This is a genomic window from Vreelandella gomseomensis (assembly GCF_031451645.1).
Taxonomy (GTDB): Bacteria; Pseudomonadota; Gammaproteobacteria; order Pseudomonadales; family Halomonadaceae; genus Vreelandella; species Vreelandella gomseomensis.
Map to the genome: position 1 here is coordinate 1 of NZ_JARWAI010000007.1, position 21,481 is coordinate 21,481.

The 21,481-nt window shown below is 61.3% G+C and carries 20 protein-coding genes and 1 tRNA gene; 15 read left to right on the forward strand and 6 right to left on the reverse strand.

What is annotated here, in order from left to right:
• Nucleotides 1-171: 171 nt before the first annotated feature.
• On the forward strand, nucleotides 172-483 hold the full coding sequence (locus tag QC815_RS10275; protein WP_230447267.1) for a hypothetical protein: 312 nt from the start codon (nucleotides 172-174) through the stop codon (nucleotides 481-483).
• Nucleotides 484-794: 311 nt separating this feature from the next.
• On the opposite strand, the gene QC815_RS10280 is transcribed toward QC815_RS10275, so the two are convergent.
• Nucleotides 795-871: transfer RNA gene (locus QC815_RS10280), tRNA-Met, on the reverse strand.
• 274 nt (nucleotides 872-1,145) lie between these two features.
• On the opposite strand from QC815_RS10280, the gene phbB reads away from it, so the two are divergent.
• On the forward strand, nucleotides 1,146-1,892 hold the full coding sequence (gene phbB, locus QC815_RS10285; RefSeq protein ID WP_230447266.1) for an acetoacetyl-CoA reductase: 747 nt from the start codon (nucleotides 1,146-1,148) through the stop codon (nucleotides 1,890-1,892).
• Nucleotides 1,893-1,959: 67 nt separating this feature from the next.
• Here phbB and QC815_RS10290 read toward each other — a convergent pair whose 3' ends face one another.
• Nucleotides 1,960-4,764: a DUF349 domain-containing protein gene (locus QC815_RS10290; protein WP_309768347.1), complete on the reverse strand. Its 2,805-nt coding sequence runs from the start codon at nucleotides 4,762-4,764 to the stop codon at nucleotides 1,960-1,962.
• A 190-nt stretch (nucleotides 4,765-4,954) separates the two neighbouring features.
• Between QC815_RS10290 and minC the strand changes: the two genes are divergently transcribed.
• The 4 genes from minC (at nucleotide 4,955) to sbcB (ending at nucleotide 8,506) form a co-directional block, all read left to right on the forward strand.
• Nucleotides 4,955-5,728 (forward strand): septum site-determining protein MinC, encoded by a 774-nt coding sequence (gene minC, locus QC815_RS10295; protein WP_230447264.1) that lies wholly within the window; start codon nucleotides 4,955-4,957, stop codon nucleotides 5,726-5,728.
• A 134-nt stretch (nucleotides 5,729-5,862) separates the two neighbouring features.
• Nucleotides 5,863-6,681, forward strand: a complete 819-nt coding sequence (gene minD / locus QC815_RS10300; protein ID WP_230447263.1) for a septum site-determining protein MinD — start codon at nucleotides 5,863-5,865, stop codon at nucleotides 6,679-6,681.
• Nucleotides 6,678-6,929 carry a cell division topological specificity factor MinE gene (minE, locus tag QC815_RS10305; RefSeq protein WP_230447262.1) on the forward strand — a complete coding sequence of 84 codons (252 nt, stop codon included), beginning with the start codon at nucleotides 6,678-6,680 and terminating at the stop codon, nucleotides 6,927-6,929. The genes minD and minE overlap by 4 nt, the downstream gene beginning before the upstream one ends.
• Before the next feature lie 83 nt (nucleotides 6,930-7,012).
• Complete coding sequence (gene sbcB, locus QC815_RS10310; RefSeq protein WP_309768349.1) at nucleotides 7,013-8,506, forward strand: exodeoxyribonuclease I; 1,494 nt, start codon at nucleotides 7,013-7,015, stop codon at nucleotides 8,504-8,506.
• Between the two features lie 17 nt (nucleotides 8,507-8,523).
• Here sbcB and QC815_RS10315 read toward each other — a convergent pair whose 3' ends face one another.
• Complete coding sequence (locus tag QC815_RS10315) at nucleotides 8,524-11,388, reverse strand: insulinase family protein (RefSeq protein ID WP_309768351.1); 2,865 nt, start codon at nucleotides 11,386-11,388, stop codon at nucleotides 8,524-8,526.
• Between the two features lie 8 nt (nucleotides 11,389-11,396).
• The gene (locus QC815_RS10320) at nucleotides 11,397-12,074 is read right to left on the reverse strand and encodes an SOS response-associated peptidase (RefSeq protein ID WP_230447259.1); all 678 of its coding nucleotides are present in this window, start codon (nucleotides 12,072-12,074) and stop codon (nucleotides 11,397-11,399) included.
• Nucleotides 12,075-12,253: 179 nt separating this feature from the next.
• Here QC815_RS10320 and QC815_RS10325 point away from each other — a divergent pair, with 179 nt between their 5' ends.
• Both QC815_RS10325 and QC815_RS10330 read left to right on the forward strand, forming a co-directional pair.
• Nucleotides 12,254-12,871 carry a TetR/AcrR family transcriptional regulator gene (locus tag QC815_RS10325; RefSeq protein ID WP_230447258.1) on the forward strand — a complete coding sequence of 206 codons (618 nt, stop codon included), beginning with the start codon at nucleotides 12,254-12,256 and terminating at the stop codon, nucleotides 12,869-12,871.
• A gap of 50 nt (nucleotides 12,872-12,921) precedes the next feature.
• A complete protein-coding gene (locus QC815_RS10330) occupies nucleotides 12,922-13,524 on the forward strand; it encodes a 1-acyl-sn-glycerol-3-phosphate acyltransferase (RefSeq protein WP_422828717.1) in 603 nt (200 codons plus the stop codon).
• On the opposite strand, the gene QC815_RS10335 is transcribed toward QC815_RS10330, so the two are convergent.
• Both QC815_RS10335 and QC815_RS10340 read right to left on the reverse strand, forming a co-directional pair.
• Nucleotides 13,514-14,791, reverse strand: coding sequence for an HlyC/CorC family transporter (locus QC815_RS10335; RefSeq protein ID WP_230447256.1), 1,278 nt, complete (start codon nucleotides 14,789-14,791; stop codon nucleotides 13,514-13,516). The two genes, QC815_RS10330 and QC815_RS10335, sit on opposite strands and share 11 nt — an antisense overlap.
• An 82-nt stretch (nucleotides 14,792-14,873) precedes the next feature.
• The gene (locus tag QC815_RS10340) at nucleotides 14,874-15,671 is read right to left on the reverse strand and encodes a cytochrome C assembly family protein (RefSeq protein ID WP_309768354.1); all 798 of its coding nucleotides are present in this window, start codon (nucleotides 15,669-15,671) and stop codon (nucleotides 14,874-14,876) included.
• A gap of 226 nt (nucleotides 15,672-15,897) precedes the next feature.
• Between QC815_RS10340 and ffh the strand changes: the two genes are divergently transcribed.
• The 7 genes from ffh to QC815_RS10375 all read left to right on the forward strand — a co-directional run bounded on the left by ffh (nucleotide 15,898) and on the right by QC815_RS10375 (nucleotide 21,463).
• Nucleotides 15,898-17,313 (forward strand): signal recognition particle protein, encoded by a 1,416-nt coding sequence (ffh, locus tag QC815_RS10345; protein WP_230447254.1) that lies wholly within the window; start codon nucleotides 15,898-15,900, stop codon nucleotides 17,311-17,313.
• A 215-nt stretch (nucleotides 17,314-17,528) separates the two neighbouring features.
• The gene (gene rpsP / locus QC815_RS10350; protein WP_007111767.1) at nucleotides 17,529-17,777 is read left to right on the forward strand and encodes a 30S ribosomal protein S16; all 249 of its coding nucleotides are present in this window, start codon (nucleotides 17,529-17,531) and stop codon (nucleotides 17,775-17,777) included.
• A gap of 45 nt (nucleotides 17,778-17,822) precedes the next feature.
• Nucleotides 17,823-18,368 carry a ribosome maturation factor RimM gene (gene rimM / locus QC815_RS10355; RefSeq protein WP_230447253.1) on the forward strand — a complete coding sequence of 182 codons (546 nt, stop codon included), beginning with the start codon at nucleotides 17,823-17,825 and terminating at the stop codon, nucleotides 18,366-18,368.
• Nucleotides 18,369-18,415: 47 nt separating this feature from the next.
• Nucleotides 18,416-19,213, forward strand: coding sequence for a tRNA (guanosine(37)-N1)-methyltransferase TrmD (gene trmD / locus QC815_RS10360; protein ID WP_230447287.1), 798 nt, complete (start codon nucleotides 18,416-18,418; stop codon nucleotides 19,211-19,213).
• Nucleotides 19,214-19,331: 118 nt separating this feature from the next.
• Nucleotides 19,332-19,688 (forward strand): 50S ribosomal protein L19, encoded by a 357-nt coding sequence (gene rplS, locus QC815_RS10365; protein ID WP_230447252.1) that lies wholly within the window; start codon nucleotides 19,332-19,334, stop codon nucleotides 19,686-19,688.
• A gap of 112 nt (nucleotides 19,689-19,800) precedes the next feature.
• Complete coding sequence (gene xerD, locus QC815_RS10370; protein ID WP_230447251.1) at nucleotides 19,801-20,682, forward strand: site-specific tyrosine recombinase XerD; 882 nt, start codon at nucleotides 19,801-19,803, stop codon at nucleotides 20,680-20,682.
• Nucleotides 20,657-21,463, forward strand: a complete 807-nt coding sequence (locus QC815_RS10375; protein WP_309768358.1) for a DsbC family protein — start codon at nucleotides 20,657-20,659, stop codon at nucleotides 21,461-21,463. Before xerD ends, QC815_RS10375 begins: the two co-directional genes overlap by 26 nt.
• Nucleotides 21,464-21,481: the final 18 nt, after the last annotated feature.

A 21,481-nucleotide genomic window follows, 5' to 3' on the forward strand; every position in this document is an offset into this window, starting at 1 on the left:
AATTGAGGTGATGAGCGAGGAGCTGGCGAAGTACCATGAGGTTCCGTCATCGACACATTGACGGTGTTGCACTCAGAGCCTGCATCCGCCCTGATTTTTGGGGTTCTGCCCTGCTAATGCCAACGCTCAGGTTGGATAGAAATCAATTAGGACTTTTAGATTGGAGATATTATGCGCATAAAGACGACTATTCTGGCCGCGGGATTTTTCCTGATCGCTGGCAGCGCTGAGGCACGCGACGAACGAGCCTCACTTGAGGGTGTGTGTGGCTATGAAGCTGATTTTGCAGAAGCCGCGATGCAGGGACGTTTGGACGGCTTTTCAAAGGAAGAGGTCTTGCAAGGAATTCCGCCAGATGACGATAGCGAGTCCGCCCGTATGGCTAAGTCGGTCTATGACAAGGTCTATGCGTACGATATCAGCAGTCATTCCGTTGAAGCCTTCCGGGAAAAGGTATTTCAAGAATGTATGGAGGAGGGCTAGATAAAAGCGGCAATAACGGGCTTATTCAGGCAGTTTAATTGAACCAACCGGCACATGATCCAACCTACCATGTGCCGGTTACGTCCCTTACATATCGCCAAGGAACACAATCGATTGGTGCTCGGCGACCACGCTTTTAAGGGGTTTGCATAACGCTTGAAACACTTCTTTATGTCCAATCTGCTTGCCCATGGGATCGGACTTTAAAGTGTAGCTCTACTCAAAAAAGAGGGGTCGCCGGGTTCACCCATGACCGGCTGGACAAACACAAAAAAGCCGATACTCGTAAAAGTATCGGCTTTTTCTATGTATGGTAGCGGGGACCGGATTTGAACCGATGACCTTCGGGTTATGAGCCCGACGAGCTACCAGACTGCTCCACCCCGCATCAACGTGTGGCGTATTCTACGCTTTTTTTACGTTTCGTCAACAGGGGATTTTAAAACGTTTGCCCTATAGCCGTTGATGGTCTGGGTGCTGCAACATGAGACGAGTAGCGCTATGCTGAGGTTAGTGCAACAAGAACAATGCTGACTCTCGGCAAGTCGCGTATCTGTATTGCGATTTGCCGTTGGTACTCAAGCGCCAAGGCGCTTTTCACAATGGCTTGCGGTTTTCATCATGCAGTGCCCAAGCCATTCGTCATATCAGGGAGGTAGTCAATGGCCAATCAAGCCCCCGTCGCCTGGGTAACTGGTGGAACTGGTGGTATCGGTACGGCGATTTGTCGTTCGCTGGCGGATGCGGGTTATCTGGTCGTAGCGGGTTATCACAACCCCGAGAAGGCCAAGACCTGGCTGGCATCGCAGCAGGAAGATGGCTATAACAACATCGCGCTGTCCGGTGTCGATCTCGCCGACCATCAAGCCTGTCTTGAAGGTGCTCAGCAAATCCAGGAGCAGCATGGCCCCATCAGTGTGCTGGTCAACTGCGCGGGAATCACCCGCGACGGCACCATGAAGAAAATGTCCTACGAGCAGTGGCACGAGGTAATCGATACCAACCTGAACAGTGTCTTCAACACCTGCCGCAGCGTGATCGAGATGATGCTCGAGCATGGGTACGGCCGGATTATCAATATTTCGTCGATCAATGGCCGTAAAGGACAATTTGGCCAGGTGAATTACGCGGCGGCAAAGGCGGGGATGCACGGCTTGACCATGTCGCTTGCTCAGGAGACGGCAACCAAGGGCATTACCGTGAATACCGTGTCGCCGGGCTATATCGCCACCGATATGATCATGAACATTCCCGAAAAAGTGCGCGAGGCGATCCGTGAGACGATCCCCGTCAAGCGCTACGGCAAGCCAGAAGAAATCGGTCGACTGGTGACATTTCTAGCCGATGAGGAGTCCGGGTTCATCACCGGGGCCAATATCGATATCAACGGCGGTCAGTTCATGGGCTAAATGCTCTGGACGACATGTCCCGTGACGATGAAGCCAGCGAGGATGCCTCGCTGGCTTTTGTCGTTTGTCAGGGCGGTGGTGTTCGGGCGAGGCGCGTTAGCAATTCGTCGAGTTCGTTGACCTCCTGCACCCACAGCGTTCTTGGCATTGGGCCAAGGGCGACGAGCCCGGCCAGCACATCGGTGACTTCCTGGGCGCGGCTGCGTTCCTGTTGAAGCCCGTCGTTAAGACGCTCTACCTGGATGGCCAGCCGCAGGGGCTCGTCGTGCTGGCGAACGCGTCCCATGGCCAGCAGTGAAAGGTGCACACGCAGCCGGGCGAGTTGGTCCTGCAAGGTCGCCTCGAGTGATTCGGGCAGGGCTTCTCGGCGGCGCTGGTTGCGTTGATGATGGGCGTCGGTAAACGCTGCCGGCAACGGCTGCTCGCCCAACACCGCGACGGCGTCCACGTCGTCGGTCGCCTCGCCGACCAGGCGACGCTCATCGGCCGCCAGGTGGGCTTCCATCAGGGGCATCAGTTGCTGCCAGGTGGTGACCGCGCTGGCCACTTCAAGGCGGTTCAGGCGTTCGCGCCGGGCGCGTATGATGCCGCTCAGGCGTCGCTGCATGCCGTCGCTGCGACGGTTGCGCGGCAGTGGCTCCAGGCGTGTTGCCTGATTGACGAAAGCATCCAGCGTGGCGTGCTCGCTGGCGTCCTGAGGCTGCCAGCTGTCCATCTCGTCGATCAGGGTCTGCAGGGCGTCGAGCTGCTGCTGTTGCTGGGCGCGCTGTTCCTGCTTGTGTGCATCACGCAGCGCAAAAAGCTGGTCGCACTCGTGACGGAAGGTTTTCCATAGTGTCTGCTCCTCGCCCTTGGGCGCACGCCCCAGCTGACGCCATTGTTGCTGGAGCTGCTTGGCGTGCTCGATGCGCTGGGCGAGAGGGCGCTCGTCCTGGTGGAGCGCCTGAACGTCGGCAATCAGGGCTTTTTTCTGGTCGGCCATATGTTCGGCACGTGCGTCGATCAGGGTCTGTAACCGATGACGAATGCGGCCAAACCGCCGGCCGATCGCCTCTGCCTGGTCACGCGGCACCGGGGAGTGATGCCGCCACTGCTGGCGTGCTTTATCGCGGATCTCGCGCAGCATGTCCGGGTCGGCGTCCGCCGCCGGCTGATCCAGCAGGGTTTCCAACTGCTCGCACAAGGCTTCCCGGGCGTGCAGATTGGCCGTGCGTTCCTGGGTCAGTCGTTCGCGCCACGGGGCGAGCCGTTCGTGAATGCGGTCGGATGCTGCGCGAAAGCGCGCGGACAGATCCCGATTGGCCGCTGCATCCCCTAGCGATTTCCACTCTTTCACCAATTGGCGATGATGGCGATCCAGCGCCGCCTCTTCCATGTAGCCGTCGTTGGCCAGGGCTTCGATGGCGTCGCACAGCTGTTCGCGCTTGGGCCCTGCTACAAAGCCCCGCCAGTCGCGCAGTTCGGCGAGCTGCGCACCGAGGTGTTTGAGGCGCGCCTTGAGCGGCCTGGCCTCGGTGTCCTGGAGGGCCTCGATACCTGGCTTGAGCCGCTGATGGAGGCGGCTGGCACTTTTGAAGGCGCCGCGTTCGAGCAATTGCTCGAAGCTGTCCAGTTCGGCCTGGTAAGCGCTGAGTGACGGGGCGTCATGCTGGGCGGGCGCTGTGTCAGGGGCCGTCGCGAGTGCTTCCTGAGCCTGGCGAGCGAGCGCCGGCATCGTCAGGCGGTCGGGCCAGCGGCACGCATCAAGCAGCGTCGCCAACCTGGCGTGGTCGCCATCGGCGAGCGCTTGCTCAACGTCGGCGCTGACGCCCTGCCAGCGCTGCCAGGCTTCAATACAGGCGTCGTAGTCCTTGAGCGCGCGGGTGTAGCGTTGGCGGGTAGCCTCGCTGGGCGGGTGTACATCCGAAAGGTGCTGCCAGCGCTGGCCGAGCAGTTGGCGTTGGGCACGCAGGCTGTCGATGTCCTGTGCCGTCAGGGCGTTGCCCAGGCGTAGTCCCTCCAGGGTTTCTTCAAGCCCTTCCAGGAGCTGGTCACGCGTCAGGTCGGTGGCTTCGCGCTGCTGCTCCTGCTCCTGGCGCGCCTGCTCCTGGGTTTCGTGATCGTGCAGCGTCTTGCGACAGGTCAGCACCGCCTGGTGATAGCGGGCCTCCTGTTCCTGGCTGGGGGACTGGCCGAGCTGTTCCCACTCGCGCTGCAAGTGGCGCAACCGCCCGCCGTAAAGCGGCTCCCAGGTAGATTGGGCGTGACGCTCGAGCTGCTGAAGAAGCGTTTCGCGCTGCTGTTGCTGGGCCTCTTCCCACTCGGCGTCGGCCCGCAGGGCTTGCAGCCGCTCGCGGGCCATACGGGTCACCTGGCGATCACGGCGCGCCTGTTTTAACAGCTGCTTTAATCCGGCTTCGCTGGCCACACGATCCGCGGCCTGGTGACGAACCGCGGCGACCCCGTTGTGGCAAGCCTGTTCGATCAGATCCTGCTCGTCGGCCAACCTGTCGAGCGCGGTCAGGCGCAGGTTGAGGTTATCGCCCTCCAGCGCCACGGCATTGAGCAACCTGGCATCGTCGATACGCGCGACAAGCGCCTCACGCTGGCCGAGCCCCGTTTGCCCCTGCCGGCCGCTCAGCCGCTGGCGCAACGCCTCGTGCCAGTCGGGCGCGTCTTGGTGTGCAGGGTAGGCCACCACCAGGCCTTCCAGGTCATCCAGAGCGAGCAGTGCAGCGAGCTGAATGGCGCTGTCGCTGTCCCTGGCGAGGGCGGTAAGCGCCTTGCGCTGCTCCGCATGATCGGGGTCTAGGCGATGGAGAGCCTGGCGACGTACCTCGGGGTTTGGGTGTTGCCAGCGAGGTGCGAACAGGCGTCTTAACAGTCCGTGCATGGATCATCCTGCTGTTAGGCGCTTTGCGTGATAAAATTCAGACGACGACCGTTCGTAAGGTTGCAGTCGTCGGCGCTGTCGCTTAGCGTTGAGTTATGATGTGGGTATGACGAGGGTCAATGCTCACCGCCCAAAAAGTGCGCGAATGCGCTACCTTGTATCTTACCTGATCATGACATGGAGTTCGGCCATGAGCCTCAATGTGGATAGTGCCGACGTGGCCTTTACCTTTAAAGGCGGCATGCTGCCGATGACCGTCATGGAGCTAAGCAGCGCTGACCCAGAACATATCCGACGTCAACTGGCAGGCAAGCTGTCGCAATCGCCTGCATTCTTTCAGCATACACCGGTTGTGCTCAGCGTGGAAAAACTCGATGAGCCCCACCTGTCGCTTGAGCGAATCTGCGCGGTTTGCCGGGATCATAAGCTGCTCCCCGTGGCAGTGAGGGGCGGTACCGAGCCGGTTCGCCAGTCGGCGTGGGCGCTGGGGCTGGGCTGGTTCGCACCGGTCGACGAGAGCCGCGCGCAGATGCTCAAGAGCGTCAATGGCGAGCCCGCCGACGACAGCACAGCCTCCGTGGCGGCCATCAATGACGCTGCCGCCGAGGAAAAGGAAGAGGAAGGTGCCGCTGCCGACACCACGCGACTGTACCGGGGGACGGTGCGCTCGGGGCAGCAGGTCAGCGCTTCCGGCGGCGATCTGGTGGTGATCGGCGCCGTCAATGCGGGGGCCGAAGTATTGGCCGCTGGCAGCATTCATGTTTATGGCGCATTGCGGGGGCGTGCGTTAGCGGGTATTCATGGCAATACCCAGGCGGGTATTTATTGCCGTGAGCTCGCCGCCGAATTGCTGTCGGTGGCGGGTAATTACAAGCGTCTGGAAGATATCGATTCTCAGCTGCTGGGAGCGCCGGCCGAAGTGCATTTTGCCCAGGAACAGTTGGACATTAAGCCGCTGAACTAGAGATAACGGCGCAACCCGTTGAGAATGCCAGTCACGCGGCGTTGCCGTGTGGCTTGTTGATGACATAGACGTTCCCGTTGTCCGTAGTGCGCCTACCGCGCTTGCGCAGAACGACTTCAAGAAGGAAGTGACTCTTGGCCAAAATCATTGTAGTGACCTCAGGTAAAGGGGGGGTCGGTAAAACCACAAGCGCTGCCGCTATTTCGACAGGCTTAGCGTTGCGCGGCAAGAAGACAGTGGTGATCGATTTCGACGTCGGCTTGCGCAATCTCGACCTGATCATGGGGTGCGAGCGACGGGTAGTGTACGACCTGGTGAACGTGATCCAGGGCGAAGCGGGTCTCAATCAGGCGCTGATTCGCGACAAGCGTGTCGAAAACCTGTTTATCCTGCCGGCCTCGCAAACCCGCGACAAAGACGCCTTGACCCAAGAAGGCGTTGCCGAGGTGCTTGATAAACTGAAAGAAGACTTTGACTTTATCATCTGCGATTCGCCTGCCGGCATCGAGCGTGGCGCCCAGCTCGCCATGTACTTTGCCGACGAAGCCATCGTGGTGACCAACCCGGAAGTCTCCTCGGTTCGCGATTCCGACCGCATTCTCGGCTTGCTGGCGTCCAAGACGCGGCGCGCCGAGGATAGCAGCGACCCCATCAAGGAACACCTGCTGGTCACGCGCTATAACCCTGAACGTGTCACCTCGGGCGATATGCTTACGCTGGACGATATCCGCGAAATACTGGCGATCAACCTGCTCGGCCTGATTCCCGAATCGGAAGCCGTGCTGCGGGCGTCTAACCAGGGCGTGCCGGTGACCCACGATATTTCAAGCGATGCAGGCCAGGCTTACAGCGACACCGTGGCACGGTTGCTCGGTGAAGACATGCCGCTACGCTTTCACGAAATGCAGCGCAAAGGCTTGTTGAGCCGGATGTTCGGGGGAGGTCGTCGATGAAACTGCTGGAGTTCTTGAAGCGTGAGCGCAAGAAATCTGCTTCGGTGGCCAAGGAACGCCTGCAAATTATCGTGGCGCATCAGCGCAGCCAGCGAGGGCAGCCCGACTACATGCCCATGCTGGAGCGTGAGTTGCTCGAGGTCATCCGCCGCTATGTGAATGTGGATGACGACGCTATTCAGATATCCCTGGATAGCGAAGATAACTGCTCGGTGCTGGAGTTGAACGTGACGCTGCCCAAAAGCTGATGGGCGGTTTGCGGGATACGCGGCGAAACCCGCCGTGGATATGCTAGGCTTGGGCTTTTCTTTGCCCCGCGGAGTGCTTGTCCATGGCGTCACCCACTGCTGCCCCCGCCAGCTTTCTATGGCATGACTATGAGACCTTCGGGGCCGATACGCGTCGCGATCGGCCCGCTCAGTTCGCCGCCTTGCGCACCGATGCGGATCTGAACGAGATCGGTGAGCCCATCGAGCTGTTCTGTCGCCCCGCTGACGATTACCTGCCCCATCCTGCCGCCTGTCTGATTACCGGTATCACACCGCAAAAAGCCCAGCGCCACGGCCTGCCCGAAGCGCAGTTTGCGGGTGAAGTGCAGCGCCACATGAGCGAGCCGGGTACCTGCGTGGTGGGCTACAACAGCCTGCGCTTCGACGACGAAGTGTCGCGTCATCTGTTCTACCGCAACTTACTCGACCCCTACGCGCGGGAATGGCAAAACGGCAACTCGCGCTGGGATCTGATCGACGTGGTCAGGGCATTTTACGCCCTACGCCCGGAAGGCATCGAATGGCCGCAGCGCGACGACGGGGCGCCAAGTTTCAAGCTTGAACACCTCACTGCCGCCAATGGTATCGCCCACGAAGGTGCCCACGATGCGGTCGCCGACGTGCGCGCCACGATTGCGCTGGCGCGCCTGCTCAAGTCGCGCAACGGCAAGCTGTTCGACTATCTGCTGGGGCTCCGCAGCAAGCGGGCGGTGGCCCAGCAGCTGGATTTGCCCAGCGCCAAGCCGGTGCTGCACATCTCGCGTCGATACCCGGCAAGCCGCGGGTGCAGTGCCCTGGTGGTGCCGCTGGCGGAACACCCCAGCAACCCCAACGGGGTGATCGTCTACGATCTCAGCGTCGACCCCAGCGAGCTATTGTCGATGTCCGCCGAGCAGATCCGCGAGCGGGTCTTCGTCAGCCAGCAAGACCTGTCGGAAGGCGAGGCTCGCATTCCCCTCAAGGTTATTCATATCAACCGCTGCCCGGTGGTCTTTCCGGCGACGGCACTCAAAGATGTCGACGGCCCCCACAAGGGTGAGTACGGCGATATCGTGGCCCGCCTGGGACTGGACATGGACGCCTGCCGAACGCACTGGAAGATGCTCCGTGAGGCGTCGGGCGTGGCCCAGAAAGTGGCCGAGGTGTTCAGTGCAGGCTATGACGATGCACCCCAGGACCCCGATTTGATGCTCTACGCGGGGTCGTTTTTCTCGGCGGCCGATCGCAGGCAGATGGAGCGCGTGCGCGCCATGGATCCCTGGGACCTGGTGGGCGAGCGGTTTGCCTTTCAGGATCCGCGTCTGGAAGAAATGCTGTTTCGATTTCGTGCCCGCAGCTACCCGGAAACGCTGGAAGGTGACGAGCTGGAGCAGTGGGAGGCGTTTCGCTGGATGCGCATCAACGATGCGACCCTATCGGGTTTGACTCTCAAGGGGTTCGCCCGGGAAATCGAGCACTACAACCAGCAGACCCTGACTGATCACCAGCGTCAGGTGCTGGAAGAGCTGGTGCTTTACGTGGAGGCGATGCTGCCTGCCCAGGCGTTTGACGCCTGAGCAGGCAGGGCATGCGCTTACTCGCTCGCCTTCTTGGGTAGGGGATCAAGCTGCTCGCGGATCTCCGCCACGTCGCTGGGCGCGTCGCCAGGGTTGAAGCGTACGTCCAGCTGGTGTTCGCGAAGCGCAGGCCACAGGGCCTGAAGCTCGTCCGTGGTGACCTCGAGGGCCAGTTCGGCGAGCCGCTCGCGGCGGTCAAAGCGCACGTCGTCGCGGGCGGTGGCCTGCCAGTAACGATTGGCCATCTGGCCAAGCTGGGTATCGCGCTGGCGCAGTCGACTGTTCACAGCCTGGCGATAGGCGTCCAGCTCACTGTCGTCCAACTGCGCGAGCCGTTCGTCGGCGTCCTCCAGAAACGCGTCCATGCGCTCGGCAATCGTCTCACTGTCCGCGTCGGGTGACTGCACCACCATGGCGATGCCCGGTGCGTCGAGCAGCGGAAAATAACCGGCATTCACCACATAGCCGAGCTGTTCTTCGGTTCTCAAGCGCTGGTAGAACGGCGTCTCCAACCACTGTGCAAGTACCTGGGTAGCCGCCTGCTCGCGCGGGGTTTGATCGCGGCCTTGCAGGTAGCGCAACACGATGGACTCCTCGCGCTCGCTGTGGGGGTGCAGCACCCTGTCGTTGCTTTCCACCGCCAGCGGCGTGAGGGTGGGAATGTCGTCGCGCGTCAGTCGCGGGGTGAGCTTGCCGCGCATCAGGTTTGCCTGCTCGCGGGCAAGCTCAGGGCCCAGGTTGCCCACGGCCATGGCGTCGACGTAAAGGTCATCCAGGAAACGCCGCCGAAAGTCGATCAAATGGCCGCGTTCCAGGCGCTGGCTGGCGTCGAGCAACGCCTGTGTTGACCATTGGGGCGTCAGTAGCGCCTCGCCCAGCGTGCCGCTCGCCTGGCCATATAAGGATTCTTGTGGCGCGTTGCGCCATTCACGCTGAAGCCGGTTGCGTACCCGCTCGAAATCGCCTTGACGAATGTCGGCCCCGCTGAGCTGTTCCAGCGCCTGTTCGATCAGCGGCGTCTGGCCGTCCCGCCAGCCGGAGAACGACAGCGTCATGCCACGAGAGTGGGCGTAGGCGCTGAACGACTGGCCCGCCAGCCAGGCCGGGTACAGCGATTCATTGAGGCTGTCGTTCAGCCAGTTGGCCAGCAGCCGGGTAAGCACGGCTTCCTCGGCGGAATAGCTGGTGCTGGGGTGCTGCAGGCTCAGGCGCCACTCGACCTTGGGGGTGTTGAATCGCGCATCCTGCATATGCCAGGCAGTAAACGAGGGCGTGTCGATCAGCGTGCTGGGGCGTTCGTCCTGGCCGTCCAGTAGGGTCAGGTCGCTGGCGATAAACGGGTTGGGCGCAGGCAGCGCCAGCCCGCTCAATGGCTGTCCTTCCTGGCGGGGCGATTGTTCTCGCCAGGCCGTATCGAACCAGGGCGTTACCTGGTCGCTTTCAACCTCCGGCCCTGAGTAGAGGCGCAGCATGTTGTCCTCGGTGAGGGCGTCCAGGTAGCGCCGGTGCTGCTCGGGGTCGAAGCCGTCCATGCGGTAGGCGGCGTACTGGACATCTTCCACCGGGTAACGCGCGAGGCTCATCGATAGCCGAATGGCTTCCTGCTGGGGTTCGCCGGGCTGCTGAAAGCGGAAGGCTTGCTCGTTCAGGTCGGCTTGCTCGGCGTAGCGCCATTCTTCCAGCCCCCTCTGGCGAATGCGCGCGATCGCCGCGAACAGCGTGGCCTGGATATCGTCCAGGCGCTCGGCGCCGTCGTCGGTAAGGCTGATCGATACCGTCAAGAGGGCGTCCTGGCCGTCGGCACGGCTGACCCCGGCAGAAAGCCCATCGGCGAGTCCCGCGTCCCTGAGTACCGCGAGCAGGCTGCCGTCGCCTTCATCACCGAGCAGGTGGGCAATCAACTGGGTCGGCTTTTGGCGATAGGCGTCGGACGGGTCGGGAATCGGAAAGTAGAAGCGAACCTGGTGACGGTCTTCAAGGGAATGGCGCTCGACATAGCGGGGCAGGGTGTCGCTTTCCACCAGCGGTGTGTCGATGCTGGGGGTCTCTCGGTCGTTATCGGGAATCTCGGCGAAACGCTCGACGACCCAGTCTTCCAGGGTATCCAGCGACTGGGGTGCCACGACGGCCAGGTTCATCACATTGGCGTCGTAGTGGCGCTGATAAAACGCCATCACCCGTTCGCGAAGGGTGGCTTCGCCTTCCGGGGGGGTAGCCAGCGTCTCGCGGTTACCCACGGCAAACTGGGTGGTGGGGTTATCCGGGTTCAGCAACTGGTTGAGTACCGCGTTTTCGCGCCGTCCTTCGTCCCGCCGACGCGCAACGTATTCGGAGTGAACGACGTTGCGTTCGCTTTCAAGCCGGTCGGCGTTGAACAGCGGTGAAACAAAAAAAGCGCTGAATCTGTCCAGTGCGCCCTCGAAGGCGGAAGGCTCAATGCTGAAAAAGTAATTGGTATCCTGAGAGGCGGTAAAGGCGTTGTGCGAGCCTGCGTTGCGCGATAGGTAGCGCTGATAGGCGTCAGCCTCTGGGTAAGCTTCGGTGCCCAAAAACAGCATGTGCTCGAGGAAGTGGGCGAGTCCCTGTAGGTCATCAGGGTCCTGGGCGCTGCCGACCCGTACGTTCATCGACGCCGCCGCTTTATCGGCCTCGTCATCGCTGACGAGCAGCACATTCAATCCATTTTCCAGTTCGAGCACGCGGTAGTCGCGCTCGTCATACGGGCTGACGTGAGGTGTGATGACGCCCTTGATGTTCTCTTCGTCGGCAGCCAGTGCCGTGGGCGCAAACCAAAGGCTGCCCATGGCCATGCCCAGCAGAGCGCCTCCAGGCAACGCTATATTCCAACGTGAAAAGCGTTTTAAACCAATAAGTTGACGCATGTAAGCTCCTATGGCGTGGTCCAGCGTATCATCGGCCCGGTGGGGTGCGCGCAGGCCGGTGACTGGTAGGTGGGGAAGTTGATCTGTTTTGATACCGGAAAAGCGCCCAACAGTTCCAGCGGCGCAGGGGTCAATAACCGGTCAAGGGTCGCATGGTCGGTGTCCGGGTTCAGCCAGGCGTCGGCGTCCTGCGGGGCAATCACGGCCGACAGGCGATCCGTCAGCGGCGATAGGCAGGCGTTGGCCGGCACGGTAATCAAGGCGGTGGAGTCGGTATAGGCCGTCAAGGTGGTGTGGTAGCGACACCACAGTCCCGCCAGCAACAAAGGCCCGCGATCTACCTGGGTGACCAGATAGGGCTGCTTGGCGCGGGGCAGCCGCTTCCAGATATAAAAACCGCTCACCGGCACCAGGCAGCGACGCGAACGGTAGGCTTCCTGAAACATGTTGCGCTGCGTCAGGGTTTCCGCCCGTGCGCAGTGGGGCGCGTTGTCGAGCACGGTCAGCCAGGGCGGGGTCAACCCCCAGAACAATGACTGTAAACAGAGGGTGCCATCGACCGCGCGGATCGCCGATACCGGCTGGCGCGGCGCCACGTTGGGAGACTCAAGCAAAGGTTCAGTCATCTTCAGGCGTGGGAGTAGGCGGGCAAGCGGCAGTTGCTGCACGTGTAGACGCCCGGCCATGCAGGTCTCCTTTTTACGCTAACGCGTTGTCGTTGCCCGTTAAGGGGCCTTTACGCATGAAATGTCGCGGTTTAGAGTCGAAAACAGTGTTCGATGTGGGGTATCCTATAGTATCCCTTGTTCACGCTAAAGCGCGATAAGGCAATCTTCCTGTTTGCCGTTCACTTTAAGAGATCGCCATGGCCCGCCCCAGACAGCACGCGCCCGATGCCCTACATGCGCAGGTGATGCGCGCTTGCGATGAATGGCTTTCCAAACAGCCCATTCATGGCCTTTCGCTGCGTGCTCTGGCCCGAGACGTCGGCTGCGCGCCCAGTACGCTGCTCAAGCTTTATGGCAGCTTCAACATCCTGTTGCAACACGTCAACGTCGAGACCCTGGCGCGCCTGCAGCTGACCATTTCCAGCCTGGCGTCCGACGAACCCGAGCCGTGGCTGCGGGCGCTCGCCAACGCCTACTGGCGCTTCGCCGAGCAGGACTGCTATCGCTGGCAACTGCTGTTCGACCATCCGCTGGCCCAGGAAGGCGAGCTGGACCAACGCCAGAGTCAATTGATCGAAGCCTTGTTCACCCAGGTGGAAACATCGCTCAAACGTTATCAGCCGGCGTTGGATGATGCCGAAGCCCGGCGGCTGGGACGCACCCTCTGGGGAAGCGTGCACGGCCTGGTCCAGCTGGGGCTGAACGAGCGCCTGGGCTATTGGCAGGGGCATCAGCTCAAGGTGGACGAGCTGCTCGACCAGCTGTTGAGCACCATTCTTGCGGGGCTGCGCCATCGAGGGCCAGACGCGGAATGAGCGTGGTGAAGCCAGTGCGCCATCTGTTGCGCGGCGGTATTTTCCTGATCATGCGGCTTTGCTACCGCCTGCGCGTTCGAGGGCGCTGCCATATTCCCAGGCAAGGGCCGGCGCTGGTGGTATGCAACCATGTCAGCTTCATGGATGCGCTGGTGCTGGGCGGCGGCAGTCCGCGTCCGTTGCGCTTTGTCATGGATCAGCCGATTTTCGACTCGCCCTGGCTCAAGTGGTGGTTTCAGCTGGTGGGGGCCATCCCCATCGAATCGGAACGGCGCAGCCCAGGTGCGTTGCGTCGCGCGCTGGAAGACGTCAGCCAGGCGTTGCGGCATGGCGAGGTGGTGATGGTGTTTCCCGAAGGGCGGCTGACGCCCGACGGCGAGATCCATGCCTTTCGGCGCGGACTCGAGGCGATCCTCATGCGCGATAGTGTCCCCGTGGTGCCTGCCGCGCTTGCGGGGCTGTGGGGATCCTGGACGTCGCACTACGACGGCAAGGCGCTGAAGAAATGGCCCAGGCGCTTCCGCGCGCCGGTGAGTCTTCACTTCGGCGACCCTGTCGACCCGCGGGCAATCGGCGACCTGGCGCTGCGCCGCCACCTTGAGCAGCAGGTGCGCGACCTCAAGGCGCAAGCCGACCGGGATCTTAGTGATTGAGCCCGGCGAGCGCGGCCTTCCAGCAGCGCGCTGAGGTGATCAGGTTTTCCCGGATATCCAGAATTTCCATCCGCGTGTTGCCGATCTGCAAGCAGGCGGGGCCTTCCGGAAACCCTTCCAGGTGCTCCAGGATCAACCCGTTCAGGGTTTTGGGTCCGTCGGTGGGCAGCTGCCAGCCCAGCATCTTGTTGATGTCGCGAATGGTCGCCGTGCCTTCGATGACATGGCTGCCGTCGGCCTGCTGGTGTATCTCGTCGTCTTCCGACACGTCGGTGGTAAATTCCCCGACAATCTCCTCGAGAATATCCTCCAGCGTCACTAGTCCTTCAACGTCGCCGTATTCGTCCACCACGATGCCAATGCGACGCTTCTGCTTCTGGAAGTTGAGCAGCTGGGTATGCAGCGGCGTGGACTCGGGAATAAAGTAGGGTTCCCGTGCTTCCTGAACGATCGACGCCTTGGTCACTTCGCTGCGGGATAGAAAGCGCGCCGCATTGCGCAGGTGAAGCATGCCGATGATGTTATTGATGTCGCCTTTGTAGACCGGCAATCGCGTGTGCTGGCTGGTGCGGATCTGCGCCAGGATGTCGTCGAGCGAGTCGTCCAGGTCGATACCCAGCACTTCGTGGCGGGGCACCATGATGTCGTTGACGGTGACGTTTTCGAGATCGAGGATCGACAGCAGCATGGCCCGGTGGCGGTAGGGAATCAGCGTGCCGGCTTCGTGCACCACGGTGCGCAGCTCGTCACGGGTCAGGCTGTCGCCGCCGTTTTCGACGCTCTTGACGCCGATCAGGCGCAGCAGGGTGTTGGATACGGCGTTGACCAGCCACACCAGCGGATAGAGCAGCTTGAGCAGCGGTTCCAGAGCGTAGGAGCTGGGGTAGGCGATACGCTCGGGTTTGATCGCCGCGTAGGTCTTGGGCGTCACCTCGGAAAAAATCAGGATCGTGATGGTCAGCAGCGCGGTGGAAATGGCCGGCCCCGAGACATCGCCAAAAAAATGGATGGCAATGATGGTAGCGATGGACGCGGCAAGGTTGTTGACGAAATTATTGCCGATCAGGATAACGCCGATCAGGCGGTCGGGGCGTGCCAGCAGGCGCATGACACGTTTGGCGCGGCGGTCGCCGCTGCTGGCGCTGTGGCTGAGCCGATAGCGGTTGATCGACATCATGCCGGTTTCTGAACTTGAGAAAAAGGCAGAGAGGGCAATTAGCAGGGCCAGCAGGCCAAAGAGTAATCCCAGGGGGAAGTCATCGCTCAAGTCGGAAATTCCTTTACGCCGTGTTCAGCTCGATTTGTAAGAGGTTGTCACAGGGGTGTCAATACACCGCCTTGCCTGCAGGTTAGCGATTGAGTACCACTTCAAGCACGAACTTGCTGCCAAAATAGGCCAGGATCAAAAGCGTGCAGCCGCCGAGCGTCCAGCGTACCGCGCGCATGCCGCGCCAGCCATAGCGGTAGCGGCCAATCAGGAGCGTGGTGAAAATCACCCAGGCGAAAAGTGACAGCACGGTTTTGTGCGCCAGGTGCTGGGCGAAGAAGTTGTCGAGAAAGAGCAGGCCGCTGACGATCGACAGGGTCAGCAGCACGATGCCGGCCCAGATGAGCTCGAAAAGCACGCGCTCCATGGTAGTGAGCGGGGGAAGCGATTGAACGATGCCGCGAATGTGGTGGTGGCGTAGCGCCTGGTTCTGTAGCCCGACGAGTACCGCCTGGACGGCGGCGATGGCGAGTACCGCGAAGGCCAGCGCCGAGCTGACCGCGTGTACCAGGATGCCCGGCGTCAACCCGCTGTGGCCGCCCTGGCTGGGTAGCCAGGTGGCCGCCAGCAGGGCAATCCCGGCAAGCGGGAAGAGCGCAATGCCCGCATTCAGCACCGGCTTGAACAGGCTGGCGACCAGCACCACATTGACGGCAACGGCCATGAGCAGCGTGGCGCTGGTGGCAAAGCCGGGGAGCAAGCCGGGGGTCTGGCCAACCAGCTGCACGACCACCGGGATATGCAGCAGCAGCCCCAGGGCGGCGACAAGGCGAACCATGGTCTGGCGGGGCGGGACACGCCGGAACAGCGTCATTCCCTGCCAGATGGCGGCGGCGACATACAATACAAAGGCGATAGTGGCGAAAGGGAGCGCCTGCATGATGCTATCCGTGCGCCTTGCAGCGCGTCATGATGAAAGTGGCAATGAGCGTGATCATTGAATACGGCGAACCGATATCCGTCTACTATAACGAATCCTTACAGTGACGCACAGCCATCGACACCTCCTGCCCCATGGAGACTCATGCGGCGAGCGCGTATAATCTTTTCCACATTAGTCCAGCGGCGGTCACGCCCGGCGACAGCGACGGAGGCAGAGAGGCCCCATGTTTTCGAATCTCAGTGAGCGTCTTTCCCAGACGTTAAAATCGATCAAGGGTCAGGCACGCCTGACCGAAGACAACGTTAAAGATACCCTGCGCGAAGTCCGCCGCGCGCTGCTCGAGGCTGACGTGGCGCTGCCGGTGGTCAAGGACTTTGTCGAACGGGTGCGCGAGCGTGCCGTGGGGCAGGAGGTGTCGAAGAGCCTCTCGCCCGGGCAACAGTTCATCAAGATCGTCCAGCAAGAGCTGGAAGCGACCATGGGCGAGGCCAACGAAGGCCTGACGCTGAAGAGCTCGCCGGCCGTGGTATTGATGGCGGGTTTGCAGGGCGCGGGTAAAACCACCTCGGTGGCCAAGCTGGCCCGCTACCTGCGCGAGCGCGAAAAGAAAAAGGTGCTTGTCGTCTCCGCCGACGTTTACCGCCCGGCGGCGATCGACCAGTTGGAGACCCTGGCTAAAGAAGTCGAGGTGGATTTCTTCCCCTCGCGCTCCGACCAGGCCCCGGTGGCGATCGCCGAAGCGGCGATCAAGCACGCCAGGATCCAGTTCCACGACGTCGTACTGATCGATACCGCCGGCCGCCTGGCGATCGACGAGGCGATGATGGCGGAAATCCAGGCGCTGCATAAAGCCGTCACGCCGGATGAAACCCTGTTTGTCGTCGACGCCATGACCGGCCAGGATGCCGTCAATACGGCCAAGGCCTTCCACGATGCGCTACCGCTGACCGGCGTTATCCTGACCAAGGCCGACGGTGATGCCCGGGGTGGCGCCGCGCTTTCCGTGCGTCACATTACCGGCAAGCCGATCAAGTTCATGGGTGTGGGTGAAAAGGTGGACGCCCTGGAGCCCTTCCATCCGGACCGGGTTGCCTCGCGGATTCTGGGCATGGGCGACATGCTCTCGCTGATCGAGGAAGCCGAGCGCACGGTCGACAAGTCCAAGGCCGACCAACTGGCCAAGAAGGTCAAGAAAGGCGATGGCTTTGATCTGGAAGACTTCCGCGAGCAGCTCCAGCAGCTCAAGAAAATGGGCGGCATGGGCGGCTTGCTCGGCAAGCTGCCGGGCATGGGACAGATGGCCGACATGGCCCAGGGGCCGGGGCCCGAGAAAGAGCTCGGCAAGCTCGAGGCGCTGATCAACTCCATGACCCCCAAGGAACGCCACAAGCCGGAGATCATCAACGGCTCGCGCAAGCGCCGCATTGCCGCAGGGGCAGGCCTCCAGGTGCCAGACCTTAACCGTCTGCTCAAGCAGCACAAGCAGATGCAGAAAATGATGAAGAAAGCTGGCAAGAAAGGCGGCATGCAAAAAATGATGCGCGGCATGTCCGGCATGATGGGCGGCGGCGGCGGTGGTCCCGGCGGCCCGGGTGGCCCAGGCGGTATGGGGGGCCCCGGCGGCATGCCCTGGCGTTGAACGGCACTTGGCGAGCTTGACGGCCTGACAGTTTTCTGGCGGCCAGGCTTTCCAAGCCGCGCGCATTTGCGTAGAATGCGGCCTCTTCGTGCGTGGGTGTTGGCTATGAAGCGTCAAATACCTGCCATGGAGACCTTAATAAAGTATGAAGAGTGTCTCCGGTAGCGAAATCGCTAACCCCGCTCTCGTAACCTCAACCGAAGGATAGTTATCGTATGGTTACCATTCGTTTGGCACGTGGTGGCGCCAAGAAGCGTCCCTTTTACCACCTGACCGTGACCGACTCGCGCAATGCCCGCGACGGCCGTTTCATTGAGCGTATCGGTTTCTTCAACCCGGTCGCCCGTGGTCAGGAAGAGCGTCTGCGCGTTGATCTGGATCGCGTCGTACACTGGCAGAGCCAGGGTGCCCAGCTGTCGGGTCGCGTTGCTGAGCTGGTAAAAGAAGCGCGTAAACAGGCCTGAGCCCGTTCGCGATGAAGCAAGTGCTGTTGTACGTTGGGGTCGTCGATGACGCGTTTTGAAACAAGCCAAACTGACGACACACATGTGGTGCTAGGCAAGCTGACAAGCCCTCACGGGGTGAAAGGCTGGCTGAAGGTATATTCCTATACCAGTCCCATGGACAGCATTCTGGAATACCCCGAGTGGTGGGTGCGCCAAGGCGAAAGCCTGACGCAAATAGCCATTGTTCAGGGCCGTCGGCAAGGTAAAGGCCTTGTGGTGCAGCTGAAAGGCGTTGACGACCGTGACGCGGCCGAAGCGTTGGCCCAGGCGGATATCCTGATGCCCAAAGCCGCCCTGCCGGAGCTTTCCGACGACGAATACTATTGGCATGAGCTTGAAGGCCTGGCGGTTTTCACTCAGGCCGGCGAGCGGTTGGGACAGGTCAGTTATCTGTTCGAAACCGGCGCCAACGATGTCATGGTGGTGCGCGGCGATGTCGAGTCGATCGACAAGCGCGAGCGACTGCTGCCGTTTCTGCCGGACGACGTCATTGTCGAAGTCAGCCTCGAAGATGGCCGCATGGTCGTTGACTGGGATCCTGAATTTTGAACGGTGAAGACGTGCCGGAGAGCGGAAGCGAAGGCGCCCACCCCGCGATGTGGATCGGTGTGGTATCGCTGTTTCCCGAGATGTTCGATGCCCTGACTCAGCAAGGGGTTGTGGGTCGAGCCATCGAAAAGCAGCGCATTGCACTGGCGTTCTGGAATCCGCGGGATTACGCCACCGACCGCCATCGCAGCGTTGATGACCGCCCTTATGGCGGAGGCCCCGGCATGTTGATGAAAGTCGACACGCTACGCGCCGCGATTCATGATGCCCGCCGCGAGGCGCATCACGCGACCGGCCAGGTGCCTACCGTGATCTATCTGTCGCCCCAGGGGCGCAAGCTGGATCAGCAGGGCGTCCGGACGCTGGCCTCCAAAGGCCCTCTGGTCGTTGTGGCCGGGCGCTATGAAGGCATTGATGAGCGAGTAGTGGAAAGTGACATCGATGAAGAATGGTCGATTGGCGACTATGTGCTAAGCGGCGGTGAGCTGCCGGCCATGGTGTTGATCGATGCGGCGGCAAGGCTGGTTCCCGGTGTGCTGGGGCATCAGGACTCCGCCATCGAAGACTCGTTTAACGATGGGTTGCTGGACTGCCCGCACTACACCCGTCCCGAAATGATTGACGGGCGTCAGGTGCCGGAGGTGCTGCTGAGCGGCAACCATGCCGCCATCGAGCGCTGGCGGTTGAAGCAATCATTGGGCCGAACGTGGCAACGGCGTCCCGACCTGTTGGAAGGACGCACGCTAGAAGCCGGGCAGCAACGGCTGCTGAACGAGTTTATCGAGGAATACGCCCTGACCAATCGGCAGGCCGGGGCGGCGGTGCAGGGCGACAAAGGCGACTAGCCTGCGCACCTGTGTCACCCATAACGACTCCCGCGCCGCTCGTGTTGAGCGCCGGGATCACGGCGACCGCCTTCCATGACTGAGCGGTTTAGCCACCACGTTATTCAGGAGCAAGACGATGAGCAGTAAAAACAAAGTGATCCAGGCGCTCGAGACCGAGCAAATGTCCAAAGAGGTGCCGAACTTTGCACCGGGCGACACCATCGTCGTTCAGGTCAAAGTGAAAGAAGGCAACCGTGAGCGTCTGCAGGCATTTGAAGGTGTGGTGATCGGCAAGCGTAACCGCGGTCTGAACTCCGCTTTCACCGTGCGTAAGATTTCCCACGGTGTCGGCGTCGAGCGTACGTTCCAGACCTACAGCCCGCTGGTTGACTCGATCGAAGTCAAGCGTCGTGGTGACGTGCGCCAGGCCAAGCTGTACTACCTGCGCGAGCGCAGCGGCAAGTCCGCACGTATCAAGGAAAAGCTGTCCTAAGACACGTCTTTTCCACAGGCGTTTACGCCTGGGTAGCAAAACCCCGTCACCGCTCAGCGGGGCGGGGTTTTGTTTATCTAAGAGATGAATAATCCTAACGGGCGGCTTGCGTATGCGTGTCATTGATGCTTTTTTGGATGCCCTGTGGCTGGAGCGCGGGGCCAGTGAGCATACGCTAGCGGCTTACCGGCGCGATCTGGTCGCTTGGCAGCAACACCTGCAAGCGCACGACGAATCACTGCTGTCGCCTTCATCGGGGCGACTGGATGCCTGGTTTACCAGCCGTCGCGAAGCGGGTTATCAGGTGCGCAGCAATGCACGGGTGCTGTCGAGTCTGCGCAGCTTTTACCGCTGGGCGCGAATACAGGGGCATGTTGCCAGTGATCCGCTCGCCGATGTGCGTCTGCCGCGCGTGCAGCCCGGCTTGCCGAACACCCTCGAGGAGGATGAGGTAGAGCGGTTGCTGCAGGCCCCGGCGCTGGATACTCCGCTTGGGGTGCGCGACCGCACCATGCTGGAGCTGCTCTACGCCTGCGGGTTGCGGGTGTCCGAGTTGGTGGGGCTCTCCGGCGATGCGGTGAACCTGCGTCAGGGCGTGGTCCGGGTGCGCGGGAAAGGCGACAAGGATCGTCTGGTGCCCATGGGCGAGGAGGCGGCCGATTGGCTGGCTCACTACATGAAAACGGCGCGCCCCCAGCTTATGCAGGATCCTACGCGCCCGGCCCTGTTTCCAGGACGGGGCGATAAAGCAATGACGCGGCAGACCTTCTGGCACCGTATCAAGGCGCATGCCATCACGGCGGGGATCTCGCGGCCGCTGTCGCCGCACACGCTACGTCACGCATTTGCCACGCATTTATTGAATCATGGGGCGAATTTACGGGTCGTACAGCTGTTGCTGGGTCATAGCGACCTATCCACCACGCAAATTTACACGCATGTGGCCCAGGCCCGCCTGGAAAGCCTACATGCCGAACATCACCCAAGAGGTTGAATGCATGATGCGCCGAGGTTTAGAACACACGACGTTACCGGGCAGGCCGCGTAGACTCATGGGCTGGCTGCTGGCCAGTGCGTTGATACCCATGGTAGCGCAGGCGAATAGCGTGCCCGATGAGCTTCGTGACTCGCTGAGCGTCAATGGTCAGGCAATGCCGGTTGACGAGGTGCGTGAAACGCCGATGGAAGGCATTTATCATGTTCGCCTGGAAAACGGCGAAACGTTTTACTCAAATGCCGACGGCAGCCATTTTCTGGTTGGCGACCTGTACGAAAACGCCGATAGTGGGCTGGTCAACCTGACCGAGCAGTCGCGGAACCAGGCGCGCGCAGAGGCCATCGCGGCGATCCCGGAAAGCGAACGGGTGGTATTTCGCGGGGAAGACACGCCCAAAGCGACGATCGTGGTATTTACCGATCCAACCTGCCCTTACTGCGTGCGGCTGCATGACACCGTGCCCGAGCTCAACGAGCGGGGCATTGCGGTACACTATCTGGCGTTTCCGCGCAGCGGCATGAACGGCAATGCCGCCAAGACGCTGGAGCGGGTCTGGTGTGCGGATAACCCCAGCGAGGCTATGTCACGGGCCAAGCAGGGAGAAACACTGTCCACGACCGCCAGCTGCGACAACCCGGTCGCCGAGCAGTATGAACTGGGCCGCCAGCTTGGCGTCCAGGGCACTCCGGCGATTATCCTGCCCGACGGGCAGATGGTGCCGGGGTTTGTACCGCCGAACCGTATGATGGACATGCTGGAACTTGATGACGCCGATTGATCCAATAACATCACGCTG

Bases quoted from the DNA above. Each gene is read 5' to 3' on its own strand.
- QC815_RS10275 (WP_230447267.1), top strand. From the start codon at position 172: ATGCGCATAAAGACGACTATTCTGGCCGCGGGATTTTTCCTGATCGCT.
- phbB (WP_230447266.1), top strand. From the start codon at position 1,146: ATGGCCAATCAAGCCCCCGTCGCCTGGGTAACTGGTGGAACTGGTGGT.
- QC815_RS10290 (WP_309768347.1), bottom strand. From the start codon at position 4,764: ATGCACGGACTGTTAAGACGCCTGTTCGCACCTCGCTGGCAACACCCA.
- minC (WP_230447264.1), top strand. From the start codon at position 4,955: ATGAGCCTCAATGTGGATAGTGCCGACGTGGCCTTTACCTTTAAAGGC.
- minE (WP_230447262.1), top strand. From the start codon at position 6,678: ATGAAACTGCTGGAGTTCTTGAAGCGTGAGCGCAAGAAATCTGCTTCG.
- sbcB (WP_309768349.1), top strand. From the start codon at position 7,013: ATGGCGTCACCCACTGCTGCCCCCGCCAGCTTTCTATGGCATGACTAT.
- QC815_RS10315 (WP_309768351.1), bottom strand. From the start codon at position 11,388: ATGCGTCAACTTATTGGTTTAAAACGCTTTTCACGTTGGAATATAGCG.
- QC815_RS10320 (WP_230447259.1), bottom strand. From the start codon at position 12,074: ATGGCCGGGCGTCTACACGTGCAGCAACTGCCGCTTGCCCGCCTACTC.
- QC815_RS10325 (WP_230447258.1), top strand. From the start codon at position 12,254: ATGGCCCGCCCCAGACAGCACGCGCCCGATGCCCTACATGCGCAGGTG.
- QC815_RS10330 (WP_422828717.1), top strand. From the start codon at position 12,922: ATGCGGCTTTGCTACCGCCTGCGCGTTCGAGGGCGCTGCCATATTCCC.
- QC815_RS10340 (WP_309768354.1), bottom strand. From the start codon at position 15,671: ATGCAGGCGCTCCCTTTCGCCACTATCGCCTTTGTATTGTATGTCGCC.
- ffh (WP_230447254.1), top strand. From the start codon at position 15,898: ATGTTTTCGAATCTCAGTGAGCGTCTTTCCCAGACGTTAAAATCGATC.
- rpsP (WP_007111767.1), top strand. From the start codon at position 17,529: ATGGTTACCATTCGTTTGGCACGTGGTGGCGCCAAGAAGCGTCCCTTT.
- rimM (WP_230447253.1), top strand. From the start codon at position 17,823: ATGACGCGTTTTGAAACAAGCCAAACTGACGACACACATGTGGTGCTA.
- trmD (WP_230447287.1), top strand. From the start codon at position 18,416: ATGTGGATCGGTGTGGTATCGCTGTTTCCCGAGATGTTCGATGCCCTG.
- rplS (WP_230447252.1), top strand. From the start codon at position 19,332: ATGAGCAGTAAAAACAAAGTGATCCAGGCGCTCGAGACCGAGCAAATG.
- xerD (WP_230447251.1), top strand. From the start codon at position 19,801: ATGCGTGTCATTGATGCTTTTTTGGATGCCCTGTGGCTGGAGCGCGGG.
- QC815_RS10375 (WP_309768358.1), top strand. From the start codon at position 20,657: ATGCCGAACATCACCCAAGAGGTTGAATGCATGATGCGCCGAGGTTTA.